Raw genomic sequence first — 18,784 nt, forward strand, 5'->3', positions numbered from 1 at the left:
AAGGCTTCAGACTTGCTGATAAATCCCTAAAATTGTCGGATCGGCTGGTAAGGTCTTGTTAACGATTGGGGGCGCATGGTCATGTCAACTTGAGGCCGGCCGATGAGTGGTCGGCGCCTGGCAGCGATGCCGCCGCAGACATGATGTCATTACTTCTCGAGCATTTGTTGGTTTAGCATTGAATTATCGAGGTGGCCTCCCAGCCACCTCTTTTTTTGCCTTCGGGACAGAGCGTTTTGGGCGGAGGTGCGGAAACGCTCTATCTCTTTGTTTTCCCGTATTTCCAGACGGAAAACCGCTTCGCACTTTTCCTGGAAATGCTGTTAAGCGCGTTGCGATTTCCAGGATTCCCTTGTTGCGCTTTAAGCTCTTTTCTTAACGCATGTCCTTATCGCAAAACCGCTGCGCACTTTTGCGCGACCTGCGTTAGGGCCGACGCTCCATCGATCTCGAAACCAGGATCACGGGGATCATGCCGGCAACGACGATGATCATCGCAGCCACCGATGCATCCTCGACCTTGGCACGCGATGCGTCCTCGTAAACAAGCGTCGCAAGCGTGTTGAAGTTGAACGGGCGCAGCATGATCGTCGCCGACAGTTCCTTCATGGTCTCGATGAAGACGAGAAGTGCTGCGGTCAACACGGCGGGGCGCATCATCGGCAGAAGCACGGTTCGCAGCGTCTGCCCTCCGGTGCGGCCAAGCGCACGTGCAGCCATGTCGAGGTGCGGCGACAGCTTCTGGAAACCCGCCTCCAGCGTGCCTTCGGCCATGGTGAGGAACCGGACGGTGCAGGCGTAGATGATGGCAAAGCCCGTTCCCGTCATCAGTAGCCCGGTGGATATGCCGAAGGTGCTGCGAAAGCCGGCGTCGACCAGATTGTCTAGCGCTGCCAGCGGGAAGAGCACGCCGATCGCCAGAACCGTGCCGGGCACGCCATAGCCGAAGGAGGCGAGGCGGCCGGCGGTATCGGTGAAACGCGAGCGTCCGGTACGCGCGGCATAGGCAAGCACGAAACCGAGCAGCACCGTGACCAGCGCGGTTGCACCGGAAACCAGGATGCTGTGGAAGAGTGCGTTCAGCAACCGCGGTTCGATGAATTGATCGAGGCGCTTCAGCGCGTAATTGCCGAGGATCAGGAACGGGACCGCGAAGCCGGAGAGCACCGGAAGCAGGCACGCAATCGTCGCGGCCCACTTCTTCCAGCCGGAAAGCGGAAGCCTGGTCGCATCATGGACTGCCGACGTCGTCTTCTGGCTGGAGAAGCGCTGCCTTCGCCGGGCAGCCCGCTCGATCATCATCAGCCCGATGACGAAGACGAGCATGATGCAGGCGATCTGCGCCGCGCCGGCAAGGCTGCCGCGGTTGAGCCAGGTGTCGAAGATCGAGAAGGTCAGTGTCTGCACGCCGAGGAATTCGACGGCACCGATGTCGTTCAGCGTCTCCATCGCCACCAGCGTCAGACCGATCATGATCGCCGGTCGCGCCATCGGGATCTGGATGCGGAAGAACACCTTGAGCGGCCCGGCGCCGAGCGTGCGGGCAACATCGGCCGCCGCGCGCCCTTGCATCAGAAACATCGAGCGACAGGCGAGATAGATATAGGGATAGAGCACGGAACTCAGCACCAGGACGGCGCCGCCGAGCGAGCGGATATCGGGAAACCAGTAGTCGCGGCTGGTCTTGAAGCCGAAGATAGCGCGGATCAGCCCCTGCACCGGCCCGGTGAAGGTGAACAGCTCACCGAAGGCGTAGGCGGCGAGATAGGCGGGAATGGCAAGCGGCAACACCAGCGCGGCGGACAGAAACCGGCGCAAGGGAAACTCGCAACTCGCCACCAGCCACGCGGTCACGATGCCGACGACGGCCGTCGTCATCCCGGTGAACGCGATCAGCAGCAACGTGCGGATGGTGGCGCGCGGGATGACGTTTTGCATGAGATGCGGCCAGTCGGAACCGCCGCCGGAAATCGCCAGCCATGCAATGGCGAGGATCGGCATCAGCACGATCAGCGATGCGCCCCCGGCCCATACGGCGAGCAGCGGATGCGAAAGACCGGTTTTCGCGCCGGTTGGGCGCCGCTTGAGGATTTGTGACGTGGACTGCAATCGATCTGATCCGGAGCGAAACGGCCACAGCGCCGCGCGTCTGACATGACGCTCTAAGGATGCTGTAACGCTTTAAACTCGCTGCATAATCTTCCCCTTGGATCGCCTCCGATTTCAAGAAGAGGATTATGCAGCAGGAATTGCCGTGAGGATGCCAACAAACTGGTTTCCCCAAGTCAACATTTCCTTACAGCATCTGTCGTCAGTTCGCCAAGACGCGTTGTGACGGGAAGGAGATTTCCACCAGCGTGCCCTCGTTCGGTGCCGAGGTGATGGCGAACTGCGCACGGTTGGCTTCGGCCATGGCTTTGGTCAGCGGCAGCCCGAGGCCGGTGCCGTCGCCACGCTTGCGGCCACCGGTCGTCACCTGCCGGAAGGGCTTCATCGCCTGGTCGAGTTCGCTGCGCGTCATGCCGACGCCGGTGTCGCGGATACGCAGGATCACGCTGCCGTTCGGCTCATAGGAGGTCGACACCACGATCTGTCCGCCCGATGGCGTGAAGCGGATGGCGTTCGCCAGGATGTTGAGTGCGATCTGCTTGATCGAGCGGCTGTCGGCAACCACGTTCGGCACAGCTGTCGAAAGCGACGTGCGGATGATGACGCGCTGGCTGTTTGCCTGCGGCTGCACCAGCGACACCGCTTCGGAAACCGCATCGTTGATTTCGACCGAGCCGAAGTCGAGATCCATCTCGCCCGCCTCGATCTTCGAGATATCGAGCAAGTCGTTGACGATATCGAGCACATGGCGGCCGGAGCGGCCGATGTCGCCGGCGTATTCGATATAGCGCGGATGGCCAACCGGGCCGAAATGCTCGCTCGCCATCATGTCGGAAAAGCCGATGATCGCATTGAGAGGCGTGCGGATTTCGTGGCTGACGCGCGCCAGGAACTCCGTCTTGTGGGCATTTGCCGTCTCGGCCGCGCGCTTGGCGTTGCGCAACTCCTCTTCGGTCCGCTTCCACTGGGTGATGTCGCGGATGACGGCGCAATAGCCGTTGGAGGCGGACAGGCGGCCGATGGTCATGAACAGCGGCAGGAAGCCGCCTGCGGCCTCGCGGCCGATCACTTCGCGGCCGTCGTTGAGTACGCTGGCAACCCCATGGCCGGACAGGCCTTGCAGATAATCGATGACCGCCTTCTGGCTCTCATGGGCAAAGAGCGCTGCAAACGGCTTGCCGCGGATTTCGCTCTCATCGTAGTTGAAGAGCGCGCTCGCTGAGCGGTTGATCGAGCGGATATCGCCGTCGTGTCCGAGAATGACGACACCATCGGTCGCCGTCTCGAGGATCGAGCGCAGCTCGTCGATTTCGGTCTTGAGCTTGCCGACCTGTTCGTCGGCGACGGGAGCCGGAGCGGTTTCGACCGGGCTCGCTTCGCTCTCTTGGGGCTGCGCGACTTCCGTCGATGCCAGGGCCAGCATCAGCGCGCTCTTTCCGTCCCAGCGGATCGAGTGCAAGTGGGCCGTTACCGGAAGCAACTGCCCGGTCTTGCGGATCAGCGTCATCGTGCCGTCCGGCTCCGTGTCGCCGACCTCCTCGTCATTGGCAAAGAGCGCGTCGATGCCGCCTTCCTCTTTGAAATCATCGAGCGTGTCGTAGCCCGTCAGTCGCAGGAATTCCGGATTGGCGTGCAGCAGGTCGTCGCCGAGATGCACGAGCAGGCCGACAGGCAGGCTATCGAGGATCTCGCCGCTGAAACCGACGGTCGCGATCGTCGCCGGGTCCATGCTCGCCTCGGCCAGGTCGTCGGATCGAGGTTCGGCTGCGGCCACCTCGCTCGAAGCTTCTGGCGTCTCGAACTCAGACTCGCTGGTCGCGGTCGGCGCGGCCTCAAGAGCTGCTTCGTCCAGGGTTTCAGATACCGGTTGTTCCGCTTCGCCTTGGATGGCGTCGTCTGAAGCCTCGTCCGACCGGGTCTCGTGCGCCTCTGGGCGTCCCACAAAATTTTCGCCGAGCTGCCGCGCGATTTCGCGAAAAGCCGCCTGCTCGCCGCGGGTGAGCGCGCTTGAACCGGCCGGGCGGTGTAGCTCGAGTTCGATGATCTTGTCGGAAGCCCGGCGTCCGGGCGTCTCGACGATGCGAAGTGCTGGGCGCTCACCAAGGAAGGGATCGGCCGGCACCGCGGGCTGGTCGGTCGTTACTGCCTCGGTCGGCTGCGGCTCGTCGGAAAAAAGTGCAGGTTCGTCGGCTTCATTCGCGCCGGCGGTCGCGATCTCGTGGGTCGCCTCTTCAACGGCTGCCACGCCATTCGGCGAAGTTGGCGCCGTCAGATCGTTGGCCTCTATCGCATCCTCGTCACGATCGAGCGAAAGGCCGTTGGCGTTGTGATCTTCGACGGCATCTGCAACGCGCACGATGCCGAAGCCGCGGAAACCGTCGAACTCCCGCGAGCGCGAGTAGGTGGGCAGGGCGGCGAGGTCGACCGGGACCTTAAGGCTCGTGCCTTCGACCGGCCAGAAAATCGTCTTGCCGGACCAGGTGTCGCGGCGGTGCAGGAGCTCGTTGATCTTGTTGTCGGGGTCGAGACCATAGCGCGCCGCAAGCGAGGCGAAGCTGACACCGATCACGTCGGCGGCCTTCGGCCCGACCGCCGAGGCAAACTCCTCCGAGATTTCGCTGAACTGTCCTTCCGCGTCGATTTTCCAGACGAACCGCACCGCCCGCCCGCCGATCGCAAAGGCGAAGTCGGACTGAGCGCCGACAGGGGCGTCTTTGTGTTCGCGCGGTTCAACCGATGTAGCATCGGGGACAGGCGCTGCCTCGGCGACAATTGCCGTCTCGGCGGACGGCAACTGCTCCGCGCCTTCTGGTGCGGCGTCCGTCTGTTCCTGGGCCGCATCTGATGTTTCGGCGGTCGCTGTTTCCAGCGGCGTTTCGGTATCGGTGTCGACGGCGAGGTCGGGTTCCTCTGCTTCGACTGCGGCGACGACGTCGTCGGCTTCCGCAAGCGGCTGCTCGATTTCACGTTCGGCGACGATCCGCTGATCCGCCGAAGCCAGCTCGTCGGGAGCCGATTGCTCGACGACCGTTTCCACCGCGCCAGTAGCCATCGCCGCTTCCGTTTCGACGACAGCGGGTGCGACGTCGGTCACAACATCGGCCTCGACGACCTCCGCGACGGCTGTCGGCGGCAAGACAGCCTCGGCCGGTGCTTCATCCGGGTCGAGGTTGCCGAGGATGGTTTCCACCGCAAAGAGAAGATGAAGCGCCGGTTCGTCGGCGATCTTACCGATGGCGGCGGGCAGGTGTCCCTTTGCCGTGGCGACCGGGCGCTTGATCAGCCAGTCATGGTCGCGGGCAACGGCGGCGACGAGTTGGCGGCGCGTCTCGTCGGACATGCCGAGATTGGCAAAGCCAGGCGACTGGGCGACGATCGTACCGTCGGCATCCAGCACGGCCATGTGCGTGTCCGGGCCGTCGAGCCCGGCGATCATGCGCGCCGCGCGATCTTCCGTCGAAAGCGGCTTGCCGGAATGGGGTGCGGTGAACAGCACGCCCAATTCGTCCAGCCGGACGCGGATCAGTTCCACCGTCGTATTGAGCGGCACGCTTCGAAAGCCCGCGGCAATGCGCATCAAGAGCTGGCGACGATCGCCGACCGAAACCAGCTGCGTCGCGGCGGCCTTCAACTGCCGCGCCGACAGGTCGTTCGCATTGGGGCCCGTGTCGATGAAGTCGTAGATCGAGTCTGCGCCGAAGAAGGCGGCACCCTGATCGTTGGCCCACAGAACGCGGTTAAGGTCCCTCGAAAACAGGATCGCCGCATCGCCGCGCGCAAAATGTTCGCGCACCCGCTCATGCACGGCAATGTCGATGAAGGGGTACTGTCTTGCGGGCATGGACGGGCCTATTGACGGGTCGCTGGTACGTTAACACTCTATTAATACCCGCCACGCGGCTGAGGGTCCAGCAATCGGCGTCTTTCGCTCACCCCTTTCATCGCGAAGGGTTAACGCAGGCGAATTTGTGCACTGCACAATTTTATTGCAATGCACAATAGGATCGGTTATATAGTGTGCATCAATCAACGGCGCCTCAAAAGAGGGCCCTGACACCAAGGAGCGCATTCATGGCTACCAAGAAGATCGACGACGCATTTTCCTTCTCCTCTTTCGACCCGGCAAAGGTTGCCGACAGCTTCCGCGACTTCGCGGAAAAGGGCGCTGCCCAGTCGAAGGACGCTTATTCCAAGATGAAGACCGCTGCCGAGGAAGCAAGCAAGACCGTCGAAGCGACGCTTGAAAGCGCCCAGACCGGTAGCGTTGAACTCGGCCTCAAGGCCATCGACGCCCTGCGCACCAATGCCGAAAACTCGCTTTCGCACATGGAAGCGCTGCTCGGTGTGAAGTCGCTGTCCGAATTCGTCGAGCTGCAGACCTCTTTCTTCCGCAAGCAGGCTGAACTTGCCGTCGAACAGACCAAGTCGATGCAGGAAGCAACCAAGAAGGTTGCTGAGAATGTTACCAAGCCTGGCAAGGAAGCCGCTGAAAAGGCGATGTCTTCTTTCAAGAAGGTCTGATCCGCGCCGGCCCCTGGCCGCGCTGGGCATGAATGGGACCGGGTGGCTTGCCATCCGGTCTTTTTGCAGGATAATCTCAAGTTTAGGCTTGCAAAGCGGCGGAAGTCTCCGTATGTGAGCCGCCAAGCGACTGATGTCGCTCGTTTGTGCGGTTGTAGCTCAGTTGGTTAGAGCGCAGGTTTGTGGCACCTGAGGTCGGAGGTTCGAGACCCCCCAACCGTACCATTCTCTTTATATCTATCTGATATTAAGCGCTTTTCGCGCACCTGCTTCCGTCTCTATCGACGTTCTCCGGATATTTGGACGACAAATGCACCACAATCGACGGTGCGGGTTGGTGTTCCAACGCTTAAATCCGCTTAAGGCAGGAACGGAATTCCAAACGTCGCTGTGTCCATCTCCGCCATCGACCCGAACCGGTCGTTCCTGAGGCCCGGATCGCACCCTGAAGCTGACATTTTTTGGAACCGCCACACAAGTGGAGGTTGGCGCGCCCTGCCACGATGTTGGATATCGACCAATCGGCTTCAAGCCGAATGGACATGGGAGCAAGACGCCAGTAAAATTTCGCCAATGGGCGCCAGGAAGGCGCCCCAGGAAGGCGCCATTGTCCATGGCCAACGAACCCATCACACGGCGGCTCGCTGCCATTTTGGCGGCTGACGTAGTCGGCTACAGCCGGCTCATGGAGCGTGACGAGAAAAGCACCTACACGCAGCTCATGGCGCGATGGAAAGAGGTGTTGGAGCCACTCGTCGCCACACATCAGGGCCGCGTCTTCAAGAGGACCGGCGACGGCGTGCTCGTCGAGTTCTCCAGCGCCGTCAACGCCGTCGAATGCGCCGCGGCACTTCAGCGGGCCATGGCAGCCGCCAACAAGGACGTGCCGGCAGACCTGGCGATCGTGCTTCGCGTCGGCGTCAACCTGGGCGACATCATGGTCGCCGACAGCGATCTCTACGGCGATGGGGTCAATGTGGCGGCGCGTATCGAGGCGCTTGCCAGGCCTGGCAGCGTAGCCATTGCGGATGGTGTTCATGAATATGTGCATGGTCGCATCGACCTCGACTTCGTCGACAGCGGTCATCACGAGGTCAAGAACATCGAACGCCCGGTGCATATCTGGACGTGGTCGCCGGACGACCGCACAAACGATCCCGTCAAGATTGCCACCGAAGCCCCGCCGCAGCTTCCAAAGAAGCCATCGATAGCCGTTCTGCCGTTCGACAACATGTCCGGCGACCCGGAGCAGGGGTATTTCGCCGACGGCATCACCGAGGACATCATCACGGATCTCTCAAAGGTTTCCGGCCTCTTCGTGATCGCCCGCAACTCCTCTTTCGCCTACAAGGGCAAGGCGCCAGATATCCGCAAGGTGAGCCGGGAACTTGGCGTCCGCTATGTCCTGGAAGGCAGCGTACGCCGGGCCGCTGATCGAATCCGCATCAATGCCCAGATGATCGACGGCACGACCGGCGGTCATCTATGGGCCGAGCGCTACGATCGGGGAATTGAAGATATCTTTGCGGTTCAGGACGAAGTGACCCGCACCATCGTCACCGCGCTCAAGGTGAAGCTAACAACCGGCGAGGAAGAGCGACGCGGGAGCCTCGGCAAGGTCGATCCAGAAGCCTATGATCTGCTCGTCCGTTCCCGCCAGGCGATTCTGCAGTTCAACGCCGTATCGTCCGCGGAGGCGCGCAGCATGCTCGAGCGTGCCATCGCCATCGATCCGGGGCTTGCGGCTGCCTACGCTTCTCTCGCGATCATCGCCTTGACCGATTTCATCAATCGGTGGAACGGCGGGACGGCCGACGATCTTGAACGCGCTTTGGAGCTGGCACAAAGGGCCGTCGATATCGACGATAACGAGCCGCATGGCCATCACGCTCTCTCGCTCGCGCACTGTTGGATGCGGCACTTCGACGAAGCGGAGCATGCCGCTCAAAGGGCGATCGAACTCGATCCCAATTCCGCGAGCTGCCATACTGCACTTGGCACGATACGGGATTTCCAAGGTCGGTACGAAGACGCGCTGCCATTCTACACACGGGCCCATCGGCTCGATCCGCAATTCGACCTGTCGCTGCATTTCCTGGGTCGGACGTTGTTGAACCTCGGCCGTTTCGGCGAGGCCGAGATCGCCTTCAAGCGCCGCCTGGCGCTTGCGCCGCGATCGGACATGACGCGCTTTTATCTCGCCTGCCTCTATGGTCGCACCGGGCGCCACGAGGAGGCGCGCCGCTACTGGCGCGAAGTGTTCGAGGTTAACCCGAACTTTTCCATCAACCACCTCAAGCGGGCCTTGCCTTACCGGGATCCCACTGTGCTCGATCGACTGGCGGACGGACTCCGCGAGGCCGGAGTGTCTATCTAACCAGGGAAGGCGCGTGTCAGGAGGTCCATTCGACCTCGCCGCCGTGCCGTCCCGTGGCACGGATGACGATTCGCTGTTTACTGCTTGCTCGTGGGCCAATGTGAGGCCATTCTCAGGTCGATCCTGGCTGTACGCTACTGCATGTTTCCTTAAATCCTATTCGATTTAAGGAAAAAACATGCAGCAATTCAAAGTGCGACAGCGACCTTTGCGCGTCTAATAAGACGCGCGGCGCTGTATGGCGAGAGGTCAGGCCCTGCGGCGCTTGATTTCGACCTCGGCAACATGGCGGAGGCCGAGAGCTCTCTGCGTTGGAGCAGGACGTTTGCGCCCAGTACGGGCTCTTTGAAGTACGTCTTGTGCTGCCTCTTCTTCATTGGTCCTTCGGGCGAGGAGGTTGACCATGTCTGCACATTATCTGGATCATCCGTTACAACCGGGCGACCAGGCTCCGAACTTTGTGCTGGATGCGATCTCACGCGAGGGGAAGATCGCACTTGATGATTTTCGCGGCCGTCGCCCGTTGTTGGTCGGTTTGTTTCGAGGCCTGCTGTGTCCGTTCTGCCGACGCCATGTCGCGGCGATGGCACAGTTCAACACGGCTCTGCGCGAAAAAGGCGTCGAATCTCTGGCGGTGGTCAACACCCCGGTCGAGCGCGCGCGACTCTATTTCCGCTATCATCCGATACCCGGTCTTCTTGCTGCATCGGACCCGGAGCGAGCTTCACACCGCGCCTTCGGCTTACCCCTCCTCGAGTTTACGGAGAATGAGACCGAGTGGCCACGCAAGGTTGGAATGGACGTGGTCATGACGATGCGGGTCGATCGGCCGGGTGAATTGCCTGAACCGATGGATCCGGCGACCGCGGGCGACCTTCTCAGCGAGAAGGATGGGTACGAAATCACAGAAGCCGATCAGCAGGTGAGGGTACCCGGCCATATGCAACTCATTGGCCAGTTCCTGCTCGATCGAGAAGGTGTGGTGCGTTGGAGCTTCACGGAAGTTGATGGCCAGGGCCAAAATATGTGCCGGGCGCTGAATCCCGAAGAATTGATGTCGGCAGTTTCACAAGTCGCACATTGACAGCGAAAAACGCGCCAGACCGCCGCGTTGGATTCTGTGGGTAGAGACATTCGCCGGCGCGCAATCGTCCGGGATCGCTCCACTGCATGTTTCCTAAAATCGTTTTCGATGTAAGGATAAAAACATGCAGCCATTCAAAGTGCTACAGCGACCTTTGCGCGTCTAACAAGACGCGCGGCGCTGTAGCTCTGGAGCGCGGTCAGGCAAACATCTGGTGCTCCGCGGTCACCAGCTCCTGCAGGAAGGCCGCCACGGTGCGCACGCGCACCAGGTCGCGGGCGCTTTCGTGGTAGGTGGTCCAGTAGGCACGCCGGATTGTGGTTTCAGGCAGGATGCGCTCGAGTTCCGGCGTGTGCCGGGCGATGTAGTTGTGCAGGATGCCGATGCCGGCGCTGGAGCGCACCGCCTCCGTCTGCCCGGTGGCGCTCGAGATTTCGAAGGCGGCATCCCAGCTGCGCATGATCTCGGCCGAAAAATTCAGCGACGGCGTGAAGATCAGGTCCTCGACATAGCCGATGCGGCGATGGTGCTTGAGGTCGTCGATCGTTTGCGGCGTGCCGTGCTGCGCAAGATAGGTCGAGGAGGCGTAGAGACCGAGCGTGTAGTCGGTAAGCTTCGATGAGACCAGGCGTCCCTGTTCCGGCCTTTCGATGGTGATGGCGATATCGGCTTCACGCTGCGACAGCGAGAAGGAGCGGGGCACCGGCACGAGCTGCAGCTTCAGTTCCGGATAGCGCGCCGTCAGCCGCCCGAGGCGCGGCGCGAGGAAGGAGACACCAAATCCATCCGGCGCGCCGATGCGTACCGTCCCGGCGATCGCCGTGTCGATGCGGCCGATCTGCGACTGTGCTGCCAGCATCTCCGTTTCCATGCGTTCGGCCGCCGCCAGGAAGATCTCGCCTTCGGCCGTCAGTTCGCAGCCGTTCGGCCTGCGCACCAGGAGACGGGTCTTCAGCGTTTCCTCAAGCGAGGTCACCCGCCGGCTGAGCGTGGCATGGTTGAGGCCGAGCCGCTTGGAGGCGGCAAGGATCTGCCCGGTGCGCGCGACCGCCAGAAACATTCTCACGTCGTCCCAATTCATGTTTCTGATCCCTATGGACTTCAATTTGCGCACAACGGTTGCTGAATATCGGAAATTGCTTTGTTCAAATCGTAGTGCGATCATGCCGCCACAATCAAGATCAGGAGGAGACATCCATGTACGAACTCGGTCATTTCATCGATGGCAAGCGCGTCGCCGGCACCAGCGGGCGCACGAGCAACATCTTCAACCCGGCAACGGGCGAAGTGCAGGGCACCGTGGCGCTGGCAAGCGACGCGGAACTCGGCGCTGCCGTCGCCAGCGCCAAGGCCGCGCAGCCGAAGTGGGCAGCCACCAACCCGCAGCGCCGCGCCCGCGTGTTCATGAAGTTCGTCGAACTTCTCAACACCCACATGAACGAGCTGGCCGAGATCCTCTCGCGCGAGCACGGCAAGACGATTGAAGACGCCAAGGGCGATCTCGTGCGCGGCCTGGAAGTCTGCGAATTCGTCATCGGCATTCCGCATCTGCAGAAGAGCGAGTTCACCGAAGGTGCCGGCCCCGGCATCGACATGTACTCGATCCGCCAGGCCGTCGGCATCGGCGCCGGCATCACGCCGTTCAACTTCCCCGCCATGATCCCGATGTGGATGTTCGCCCCGGCGATCGCCTGCGGCAACGCCTTCATCCTGAAGCCGTCCGAGCGTGATCCGTCCGTGCCGGTCCGCCTGGCCGAACTGATGATCGAGGCAGGTCTGCCGGCCGGCATCCTCAACGTCGTCAATGGCGACAAGGGCGCGGTCGACGCGATCCTCACCAACCCCGACATTTCGGCCGTATCCTTCGTCGGCTCGACCCCGATCGCCCGCTACGTCTACGGCACGGCTGCCATGAACGGCAAGCGCGCCCAGTGCTTCGGCGGCGCCAAGAACCACATGATCATCATGCCGGACGCCGATTTGGACCAGGCCGCCAACGCGCTGATGGGCGCCGGCTACGGCTCGGCCGGCGAGCGCTGCATGGCTATCTCGGTTGCCGTTCCCGTTGGCGAGGACACTGCCAACCGCCTGATCGCCAAGCTGACGCCGATGGTCGAAAGCCTGCGCATCGGCCCCTATACCGACGAGAAGGCCGACATGGGCCCTGTTGTCACCAAGGAAGCGGAGAAGCGCATCAGAAGCCTGATCGACAGCGGCCTCGAGCAGGGTGCGAAACTCGTGGTCGACGGCCGCGACTTCAAGCTCCAGGGCTATGAGGACGGCTACTTCGTCGGCGGTTGCCTGTTCGACCACGTCACCCCGGATATGGATATCTACAAGACCGAAATCTTCGGACCGGTCCTTTCGGTTGTTCGCGCCAAGAACTACGAGGAAGCCCTCGACCTGCCGATGAAGCACGAATACGGCAATGGCGTCGCGATCTATACCCGCGATGGCGATGCTGCCCGTGACTTCGCCTCGCGCATCAACATCGGCATGGTCGGCGTCAACGTTCCGATCCCGGTTCCGCTCGCCTACCACTCCTTCGGCGGCTGGAAGTCCTCGTCCTTCGGCGACCTCAACCAGCACGGCACGGACTCGATCAAGTTCTGGACCAAGACCAAGACGATCACTGAGCGTTGGCCGTCAGGCATCAAGGACGGTGCCGAGTTCGTCATGCCGACGATGAAGTAATGACGGGATAAAGATCCTCCCGCCTCCAGGGCCTCCTTCGGGAGGCCCTTTTTTGTTGCGTGCCCGAGGCCTCCTTCGAGAGGCCTTTTTTTGCATGCCGGGGCCCCTTCGAAAGACCCTTTTCTGTTGCATGTCATGTTGCACTGCAACTAATTTGATATGCCCGAGGCGGCGGAAAATTGATTCGCGCCTTGGTCGAATATTGCAGGCATTTCGACCGTTCATTTGCATGGAAGGCTCATCCGGGGGATAGCCACAGTTCGCTGGGTTCACAATTGACGTCAATCTGTCGCAACGCGGCGCCTGTGTGATGGCGGGCTGCCGCAAGCTGATTTCATTGAGAGAGGTTTTATCATGGTCGTGGCCGAAACGGCGTCGATGCAAGGGACGTTGACGCAGAGGGTACCGGACAATTTCCACCGTCTGTCGTTTACCGGTAGCGGAAAAGAGTATTTTGGCATCTGGATCGTCAACGTGCTGCTGACGATCATCACGCTCGGCATCTATTCCGCCTGGGCGAAGGTCCGCCGCAACCGCTATTTCTACGGTAACACGGTGCTTCTCGGGCGCGCCTTCGAATATCACGCAAAGGGTAAGCAGATCCTGATCGGTCGGGTGATCGTTTTCGCTTACCTGATCTTCTACAACGTCATGCTGAACGTCGTGCCGATCGCCGGCATCATTCTTGCCCTGTTGCTGGTGGCCTTCGTGCCATGGCTGGTCGTCAGGGGCCTGCGCTTCAGTGCCCGCGTGACCAGCTATCGCAATGTGCGGTTCGATTTCGTCGGCGGCGTCGGCGGTGCGTTTCTCGCCTTCATCGTCGGTCCGGTTATTTCGGTCCTCACACTTGGCATCCTGGTGCCGCTCGCCAGCCGCTGGTCCTATCGCTACATCGGCAGCAACCTGCGTTATGGGCAACGGGCATTCGCGACCGATCCTTCCGTCGGTGCGATCTACAAGTCGTGGTTCCTGTCGGCGGCCATCATCGTCGCTGGCCTGCTGATCATTGCCTTTATTGGTTTCCTCAATCTGGCCGTGATCATGTCGTTGTTCGACGGCTCCATTGAGGCAACGCTGGGAATGCACGTTTCGATGATTGCCTTGTTCGTCATCGCCTACATTGCATTCCTCTCGATCTTCGGGGTCGCGGCGCTGTTCTACCGTGCCGGCGTGCGCAACGTCGCCTGGTCGGCAACGACCTTCGACGGCAAGCATCAGTTGACGAGCGACCTGTCGCGGGGCCGTTACGCCTGGATCGCGATTACCAACATGATCGTCACCATCTTCACGCTGGGCCTTATGCGTCCCTGGGCAGCCGTGCGCATGGCGCGTTATGTCAATGAACACACGGGCGTCCATTTCGAAGGCAATGTCGGCGAGATGTTCGACCGGATCGCCCAGGAAGGTTCGGCCGTCGGTTCGGAGTTCATGGACTTCGAAGGGTTCGACTTTGGCTTCTAACGGCACGGAGATTGCTGTTGGCGAGTGGCATCCGGCCGGTTCCAGCCGGTCGGTGCCCTCGCGGCTGATCGAAGATGGCGGTGGCCTCAAGGCTTTGGATGAGGCCGGCGCCGAACTTGCAGGTGGAGCACTTGCTGCCGTCGATATTTCTGCGCGCGTCGGCGCCATTCCGCGTCGCATCGAGTTTCCCGATGGTTCTCTGTTCGAGACGACCGACAACGACGCCGTCGATCGTTTCCTGAAACGCAAGGGAAAAACCAATCTCGTCCACGAATGGGAGCGTTTTCACCCGCGCCTGATCGCGGTCGTCCTGGCGACCGTGCTCAGCGGCGTGGCCATCTATCGTTATGCCGTACCGGCGCTGGTCGAAATCGCCGTGCTGGTGACGCCGCCGATCGTGCCGAAGATCATGTCGGCAAGCACCATGGAGACGATGGATCGCACGCTGCTCGACACGTCGGCGCTTGCAATTGAGCGCCAGGACAAGATCCGTGAGGGGTTCAACGCGATCGCACGGCTGTCCGATCGCGGCGAGGGTGGCTACACCCTCAACTTCCGCATGGGCGGGACCATCGGCCCGAATGCTTTCGCGCTGCCCGACGGCACGCTGATCGTTACCGATGAGCTGATCGAGCTTGCCGGCGACGATACCGAAATGATCGTCGGCGTGCTGGCGCACGAGATCGGTCATGTCGAACTCGAGCATAGCCTGCGCCAGATCTACCGCGCCGCGGGCGTCGCTGGGCTGGTCATGATGATCGGTGGCGACATCGGCTCCGGTGCTGAGGACATTCTGGTGCAGGGTGCCGGTCTCCTTACGCTCTCCTTTTCGCGTAGCGCGGAAGCGGCAGCAGATCGGCATTCGGTGGAACTGATGCTGAAAGCCAGGCGGGATCCGACGGCAATCGCACGGTTCTTCGACCTGCTCGAAAAGGAGCTTGGCGACAGTTCCGACACCAGCATCCTTGCGACCCATCCCGGCACACCGGAACGGCGCAAGGCGATCCTCGATTATGCCGGCGAACTGAGGGCGCAGGCTCAGTAGCCCTCTGGTCCGTCGAGCGGCTTCCCCACACAAGGCGCGACGCTGTCATCAAAACGAAAACAGCGGGCACACGGCCCGCTGTTTCCAATTCACGCGATGGCTACAGCGCCGCGCGTCTTAATTTGACGCGCAAAGGTCGCTGTAGCACTTTGAATTGCTGCATGTTTTGATCCTTAAATCGAATCGGATTTAAGGAAACATGCAGTAGGATCAGTCCTGCGGGCCGTCGTTGTAGCCGACCTTGTCGACCAGTTCCGATGCCTTCTTGCGGTTGGCTGCAATGTCGGCCAACGGCAGTTCGTCGGGCTTGATCGTGCCGAACGACTTGACCACGTCGGAGGGCTCGGCACCCGGCAGCACCGGATATTCGTATACCTGCTCGGCGTAGATCTTCTGCGCTTCGCCTTCCGACAGGAATTCCATCAGCTTCAACGCATTGTCCTTGTTCGGGGCGTTCTTGGCGAGTGCCATGCCCGAAATGTTCACATGCGTGCCGCGGTCCTTGGCGTTCGGGAAGAGCACCTTGATAGCCGCCGCCCATTCCTTCTGTTCCGGCTCCTTCTCGTTGGTCAGCATCAGACCGACATAGTAGGTGTTGCCAAGCGCCAGATCGCATTCGCCGGCAAGGATCGCCTTTGCCTGGTCGCGGTCGCCGCCATCGGGCTTCTTCGCCAGATTGTTCTTCAGGCCAGTCAGCCACTTCTCGGTCTCGGCTTCGCCGTTGTGGGCGATCATCGAGGCGAACAGGCCGATATTGTAGGAGTGCTGGCCATCACGGGTGCAGATCTTGCCCTTCCACTTGGGATCGGCGAGTTCCTCATAGGTGATGTCGTTTTCGGCGACGCGGTCCTTGGAGGCGTAGACAACGCGTCCGCGGGTCGTCAGGCCGAACCAGTTGCCATCGGGGTCGCGGAAGTGCGCCGGGATGTCCTTGTTGATCGTCTCGTTGGCGACCGGCTGCGTCACGCCCGCATCCTTGGCTTCAGTGAGGCGGCTGATGTCGACGGTGAGGATCACGTCCGCAGGCGAGTTGGCGCCTTCGGCCTGGATGCGCTCGACGAGGCCCTTGTCGAGGAAGAGCACGTTCGTCGTGATGCCGGTTTCCTTGGTAAAGGCATCAAGCAATGGCTTGATCAGATCGGGCTGACGATAGGAATAGATGTTGACCTCGCCATCGGCCCAGGCAGCAGTGGACGCGAACAGGCTGGCGGTGAGGGACAATACGCCCATTGCAGCTCTTGAAACGGACATGGTTTCCTCCATTTTTTTGGTTTGAGCTAAGTTAACAAAATCGCTCATCTTTTTGATCGGCAGCCACCAAACAGTCAACTGGGAAACCGTTAACGATCAAGCAGATGTGACTTTTTTGGTATTTTGGAATTGTTCCAAACTACGATCCGTCCTATATGAAGGTTTGATAAACCTCTCGATTTCGGAGTGAATGATGCGACTGACGAAACAAACGAACTACGCGGTTCGCATGTTGATGTACTGCGCTGCAAACGGCGAGAAGCTCAGCCGCATTCCTGAAATCGCCAGGGCCTATGGCGTCTCAGAGCTGTTTCTGTTCAAGATTCTCCAGCCGCTGACCCGCGCTGGCCTGGTCGAGACTGTTCGTGGCCGCAACGGCGGCGTACGGCTGCCGAGGCCCGCTTCCGCAATCACCCTGTTCGACGTGGTCAAGGTCACGGAAGACAGCTTCGCGATGGCCGAGTGCTTCGAAGCCGGTGAAATCGATTGCCCGCTGGTTGACAGCTGCGGCCTCAATACCGCTCTGCGCAAGGCTTTGAACGCTTTCTTCGAGGTGCTTCAGGGCTACACCATCGACGATCTGGTCAAGGCGCGTCCCCAGATCAACTTCCTGCTCGGCCTGGAAGAGACCAAGCGTCCGCAGGCCCCGCAGACGACTGCGGCCTGATCCGACGTTTGCGGCGCCGCGTATCAGTCATGACCTCGGCGCCGTAGCTCTACCGCTCATGATTTAGCCGCTCAAAGCGGCCGCCGGCCGCCCCTTCAGTTCGGTGCCAGATATTCCCTCAGGATGAACTCTATTGCCGTCGGATCGATCTCGGACTTGTCGATCCGGAAATCCGCGCCGTACTCTTCCAGACTCTGGAAATAGGGCTCGACGAGCGACCCCGATATCACGCCGATCGGGCCGATGAAGCCCTGGTACCGGAGTGCCGGCACGGTTTCGCGAAAGTCGCGCTGCGGCTGAAGGCGATTGTCCATCAACACCATCGACACCGGTTTGCCCGAACGAAGGAATTCGAGGGCGCTTTCGATCGTCTGGCAATAATGCAGTTCGATCTCGATGGTGCTGACCTTCTTGATCAGCCCGCGCAGAATGAGGTTCTCCGCAGGGTCGTCGTCAACGAGCAGGATATGGGCTTTTTGTGTCATGATCGTCCAAGTACCTGAGTGACCGGGAGCCATTCTGCTGCGCGCGCCTGTCATCGGCAAGCGGGTGGGGTGGCGAGTTTGCATCGTTTCTGCGGCGCCTGCTGTCAGCGGGGCCGCCTTGCGACGCCGCCAGGTTCAGATCGCCCCGTCGATCGGCTTCACTGAATGATCTGTTCGCGTATCGCCTTCGCCACCATTTGGGTCCGATTGACGACATCCAGCTTCTTCAGGATTGTCGCCGTATGCGAATTCACGGTGTGTTCGGACACCGATACGATCAGCGCGATCTCGCTTGCCGTCTTGCCATGGGAGATCCACTTGAGGATCTCCGTCTCGCGCGGCGTCAGGCCCATGCCGGCCTTGTTGGAAAGCGCGATGCGATAGAAATAGTCGAAGGCGCAGACGGCGTCATAGGTCAGCTCGAAATGCTCGGAGCGGCCGATGTCGTTGCCGTCGCCCAGAAACAGGACGGCGTATCGCGCGCCGGTCGCTGCCGCGTGCACCGGCACGCTCAAGAGCAGCTCGAAGCCGAGCTGGACCAGCAGGTTCTGGCCATTGGCGCAGCCGCGATCGCCTGACCTCCAGACGGAGGAAATGATCGATGTGTGCAGGGTTTTGTAGAAAAGCGAATCGCCGAAGCGGTGGCGCTTGTCGTATTCTTCCGCGAGGCCCGACGGAAGATCGTGCAGGACGAGCCGGGTGGACAACATGCAGGCGTCGTTCTCGTTGCCGAGCTGCAGAATGCCGAAATGGTTGAAGCCGAACCGCAATGCCATCGTGTGAAAGATGCGGAAGAAGTCGACGCGGTTGAGCGCTTTCTCCAGATCGTCGCGGAGATCGTAACGCCTGTGATTTTCCAGCAAACGTGCCACGCGTGCGCTACCCTTTTGTCGCGAGGCGGCAGTCTACTCGCAAGGCCGGCTCAATCAACGGCATGAAGCCGGTGACGAAATTGCGGATCGGCATCATCATGGTCGTCTCGCGGTCGCGTCGCCGCGATGTTGAAAGCGCCGAGTGGCGGATGCCGCCCCCTCCCAAGGACGTTTTGGCACGTCGATTGTCTCCCCCGAGATTTTGTCCAGGTTCTATT

Annotated in this window: 13 protein-coding genes and 1 tRNA gene; 8 read left to right on the forward strand and 6 right to left on the reverse strand. The window is 60.9% G+C overall.

Features of this window, described 5'->3' with window-relative positions; translation table 11 throughout:
• Nucleotides 1-426: 426 nt before the first annotated feature.
• Both C6558_RS03200 and C6558_RS03205 read right to left on the reverse strand, forming a co-directional pair.
• A complete protein-coding gene (locus tag C6558_RS03200; protein WP_371412232.1) occupies nucleotides 427-2,001 on the reverse strand; it encodes an ABC transporter permease in 1,575 nt (524 codons plus the stop codon).
• Between the two features lie 310 nt (nucleotides 2,002-2,311).
• On the reverse strand, nucleotides 2,312-5,950 hold the full coding sequence (locus tag C6558_RS03205) for a PAS domain S-box protein (protein WP_057211559.1): 3,639 nt from the start codon (nucleotides 5,948-5,950) through the stop codon (nucleotides 2,312-2,314).
• Between the two features lie 230 nt (nucleotides 5,951-6,180).
• Here C6558_RS03205 and C6558_RS03210 point away from each other — a divergent pair, with 230 nt between their 5' ends.
• From C6558_RS03210 to C6558_RS03230, 4 genes are all read left to right on the forward strand, one after another.
• Entirely contained in the window at nucleotides 6,181-6,630 is a 450-nt protein-coding gene (locus C6558_RS03210) for a phasin (protein ID WP_025425989.1), read from the forward strand.
• A gap of 148 nt (nucleotides 6,631-6,778) precedes the next feature.
• Nucleotides 6,779-6,855, forward strand: a tRNA-His gene (locus C6558_RS03215).
• Nucleotides 6,856-7,243: 388 nt separating this feature from the next.
• Entirely contained in the window at nucleotides 7,244-9,007 is a 1,764-nt protein-coding gene (locus C6558_RS03220) for an adenylate/guanylate cyclase domain-containing protein (RefSeq protein ID WP_057221819.1), read from the forward strand.
• Between the two features lie 403 nt (nucleotides 9,008-9,410).
• Nucleotides 9,411-10,091, forward strand: a complete 681-nt coding sequence (locus tag C6558_RS03230) for a peroxiredoxin-like family protein (protein ID WP_107026836.1) — start codon at nucleotides 9,411-9,413, stop codon at nucleotides 10,089-10,091.
• A 199-nt stretch (nucleotides 10,092-10,290) separates the two neighbouring features.
• Here the strand turns inward: C6558_RS03230 and C6558_RS03240 are convergent, their stop codons facing one another.
• Nucleotides 10,291-11,172, reverse strand: coding sequence for a LysR family transcriptional regulator (locus C6558_RS03240; RefSeq protein WP_025425993.1), 882 nt, complete (start codon nucleotides 11,170-11,172; stop codon nucleotides 10,291-10,293).
• 116 nt (nucleotides 11,173-11,288) lie between these two features.
• On the opposite strand from C6558_RS03240, the gene C6558_RS03245 reads away from it, so the two are divergent.
• The 3 genes from C6558_RS03245 to C6558_RS03255 all read left to right on the forward strand — a co-directional run bounded on the left by C6558_RS03245 (nucleotide 11,289) and on the right by C6558_RS03255 (nucleotide 15,291).
• Nucleotides 11,289-12,785, forward strand: coding sequence for a CoA-acylating methylmalonate-semialdehyde dehydrogenase (locus C6558_RS03245; RefSeq protein ID WP_025425994.1), 1,497 nt, complete (start codon nucleotides 11,289-11,291; stop codon nucleotides 12,783-12,785).
• Nucleotides 12,786-13,139: 354 nt separating this feature from the next.
• Complete coding sequence (locus C6558_RS03250) at nucleotides 13,140-14,246, forward strand: YjgN family protein (protein WP_025425995.1); 1,107 nt, start codon at nucleotides 13,140-13,142, stop codon at nucleotides 14,244-14,246.
• On the forward strand, nucleotides 14,236-15,291 hold the full coding sequence (locus C6558_RS03255; protein ID WP_025425996.1) for a M48 family metallopeptidase: 1,056 nt from the start codon (nucleotides 14,236-14,238) through the stop codon (nucleotides 15,289-15,291). The genes C6558_RS03250 and C6558_RS03255 overlap by 11 nt, the downstream gene beginning before the upstream one ends.
• Nucleotides 15,292-15,501: 210 nt before the next feature.
• On the opposite strand, the gene C6558_RS03260 is transcribed toward C6558_RS03255, so the two are convergent.
• A complete protein-coding gene (locus C6558_RS03260) occupies nucleotides 15,502-16,542 on the reverse strand; it encodes a Fe(3+) ABC transporter substrate-binding protein (protein ID WP_025425997.1) in 1,041 nt (346 codons plus the stop codon).
• 193 nt (nucleotides 16,543-16,735) lie between these two features.
• Between C6558_RS03260 and rirA the strand changes: the two genes are divergently transcribed.
• Nucleotides 16,736-17,209, forward strand: a complete 474-nt coding sequence (rirA, locus tag C6558_RS03265) for an iron-responsive transcriptional regulator RirA (RefSeq protein WP_025425998.1) — start codon at nucleotides 16,736-16,738, stop codon at nucleotides 17,207-17,209.
• 95 nt (nucleotides 17,210-17,304) lie between these two features.
• Here rirA and C6558_RS03270 read toward each other — a convergent pair whose 3' ends face one another.
• Together C6558_RS03270 and C6558_RS03275 are read right to left on the reverse strand one after the other, a co-directional pair.
• Nucleotides 17,305-17,694 (reverse strand): response regulator, encoded by a 390-nt coding sequence (locus C6558_RS03270; protein ID WP_025425999.1) that lies wholly within the window; start codon nucleotides 17,692-17,694, stop codon nucleotides 17,305-17,307.
• A gap of 158 nt (nucleotides 17,695-17,852) precedes the next feature.
• Nucleotides 17,853-18,566, reverse strand: a complete 714-nt coding sequence (locus C6558_RS03275) for a helix-turn-helix transcriptional regulator (RefSeq protein WP_057221820.1) — start codon at nucleotides 18,564-18,566, stop codon at nucleotides 17,853-17,855.
• Between the last annotated feature and the right edge of the window lie 218 nt (nucleotides 18,567-18,784).

The organism is Ensifer sp. NM-2, assembly GCF_003024455.1.
GTDB lineage: Bacteria > Pseudomonadota > Alphaproteobacteria > Rhizobiales > Rhizobiaceae > Ensifer > Ensifer canadensis.

Coding starts and splice junctions, on each gene's coding strand:
- C6558_RS03200 (WP_371412232.1), bottom strand. CDS start 2,001: ATGCCGATCCTCGCCATTGCATGGCTGGCGATTTCCGGCGGCGGTTCC.
- C6558_RS03205 (WP_057211559.1), bottom strand. CDS start 5,950: ATGCCCGCAAGACAGTACCCCTTCATCGACATTGCCGTGCATGAGCGG.
- C6558_RS03210 (WP_025425989.1), top strand. CDS start 6,181: ATGGCTACCAAGAAGATCGACGACGCATTTTCCTTCTCCTCTTTCGAC.
- C6558_RS03220 (WP_057221819.1), top strand. CDS start 7,244: ATGGCCAACGAACCCATCACACGGCGGCTCGCTGCCATTTTGGCGGCT.
- C6558_RS03230 (WP_107026836.1), top strand. CDS start 9,411: ATGTCTGCACATTATCTGGATCATCCGTTACAACCGGGCGACCAGGCT.
- C6558_RS03240 (WP_025425993.1), bottom strand. CDS start 11,172: ATGAATTGGGACGACGTGAGAATGTTTCTGGCGGTCGCGCGCACCGGG.
- C6558_RS03245 (WP_025425994.1), top strand. CDS start 11,289: ATGTACGAACTCGGTCATTTCATCGATGGCAAGCGCGTCGCCGGCACC.
- C6558_RS03250 (WP_025425995.1), top strand. CDS start 13,140: ATGGTCGTGGCCGAAACGGCGTCGATGCAAGGGACGTTGACGCAGAGG.
- C6558_RS03260 (WP_025425997.1), bottom strand. CDS start 16,542: ATGTCCGTTTCAAGAGCTGCAATGGGCGTATTGTCCCTCACCGCCAGC.
- rirA (WP_025425998.1), top strand. CDS start 16,736: ATGCGACTGACGAAACAAACGAACTACGCGGTTCGCATGTTGATGTAC.
- C6558_RS03270 (WP_025425999.1), bottom strand. CDS start 17,694: ATGACACAAAAAGCCCATATCCTGCTCGTTGACGACGACCCTGCGGAG.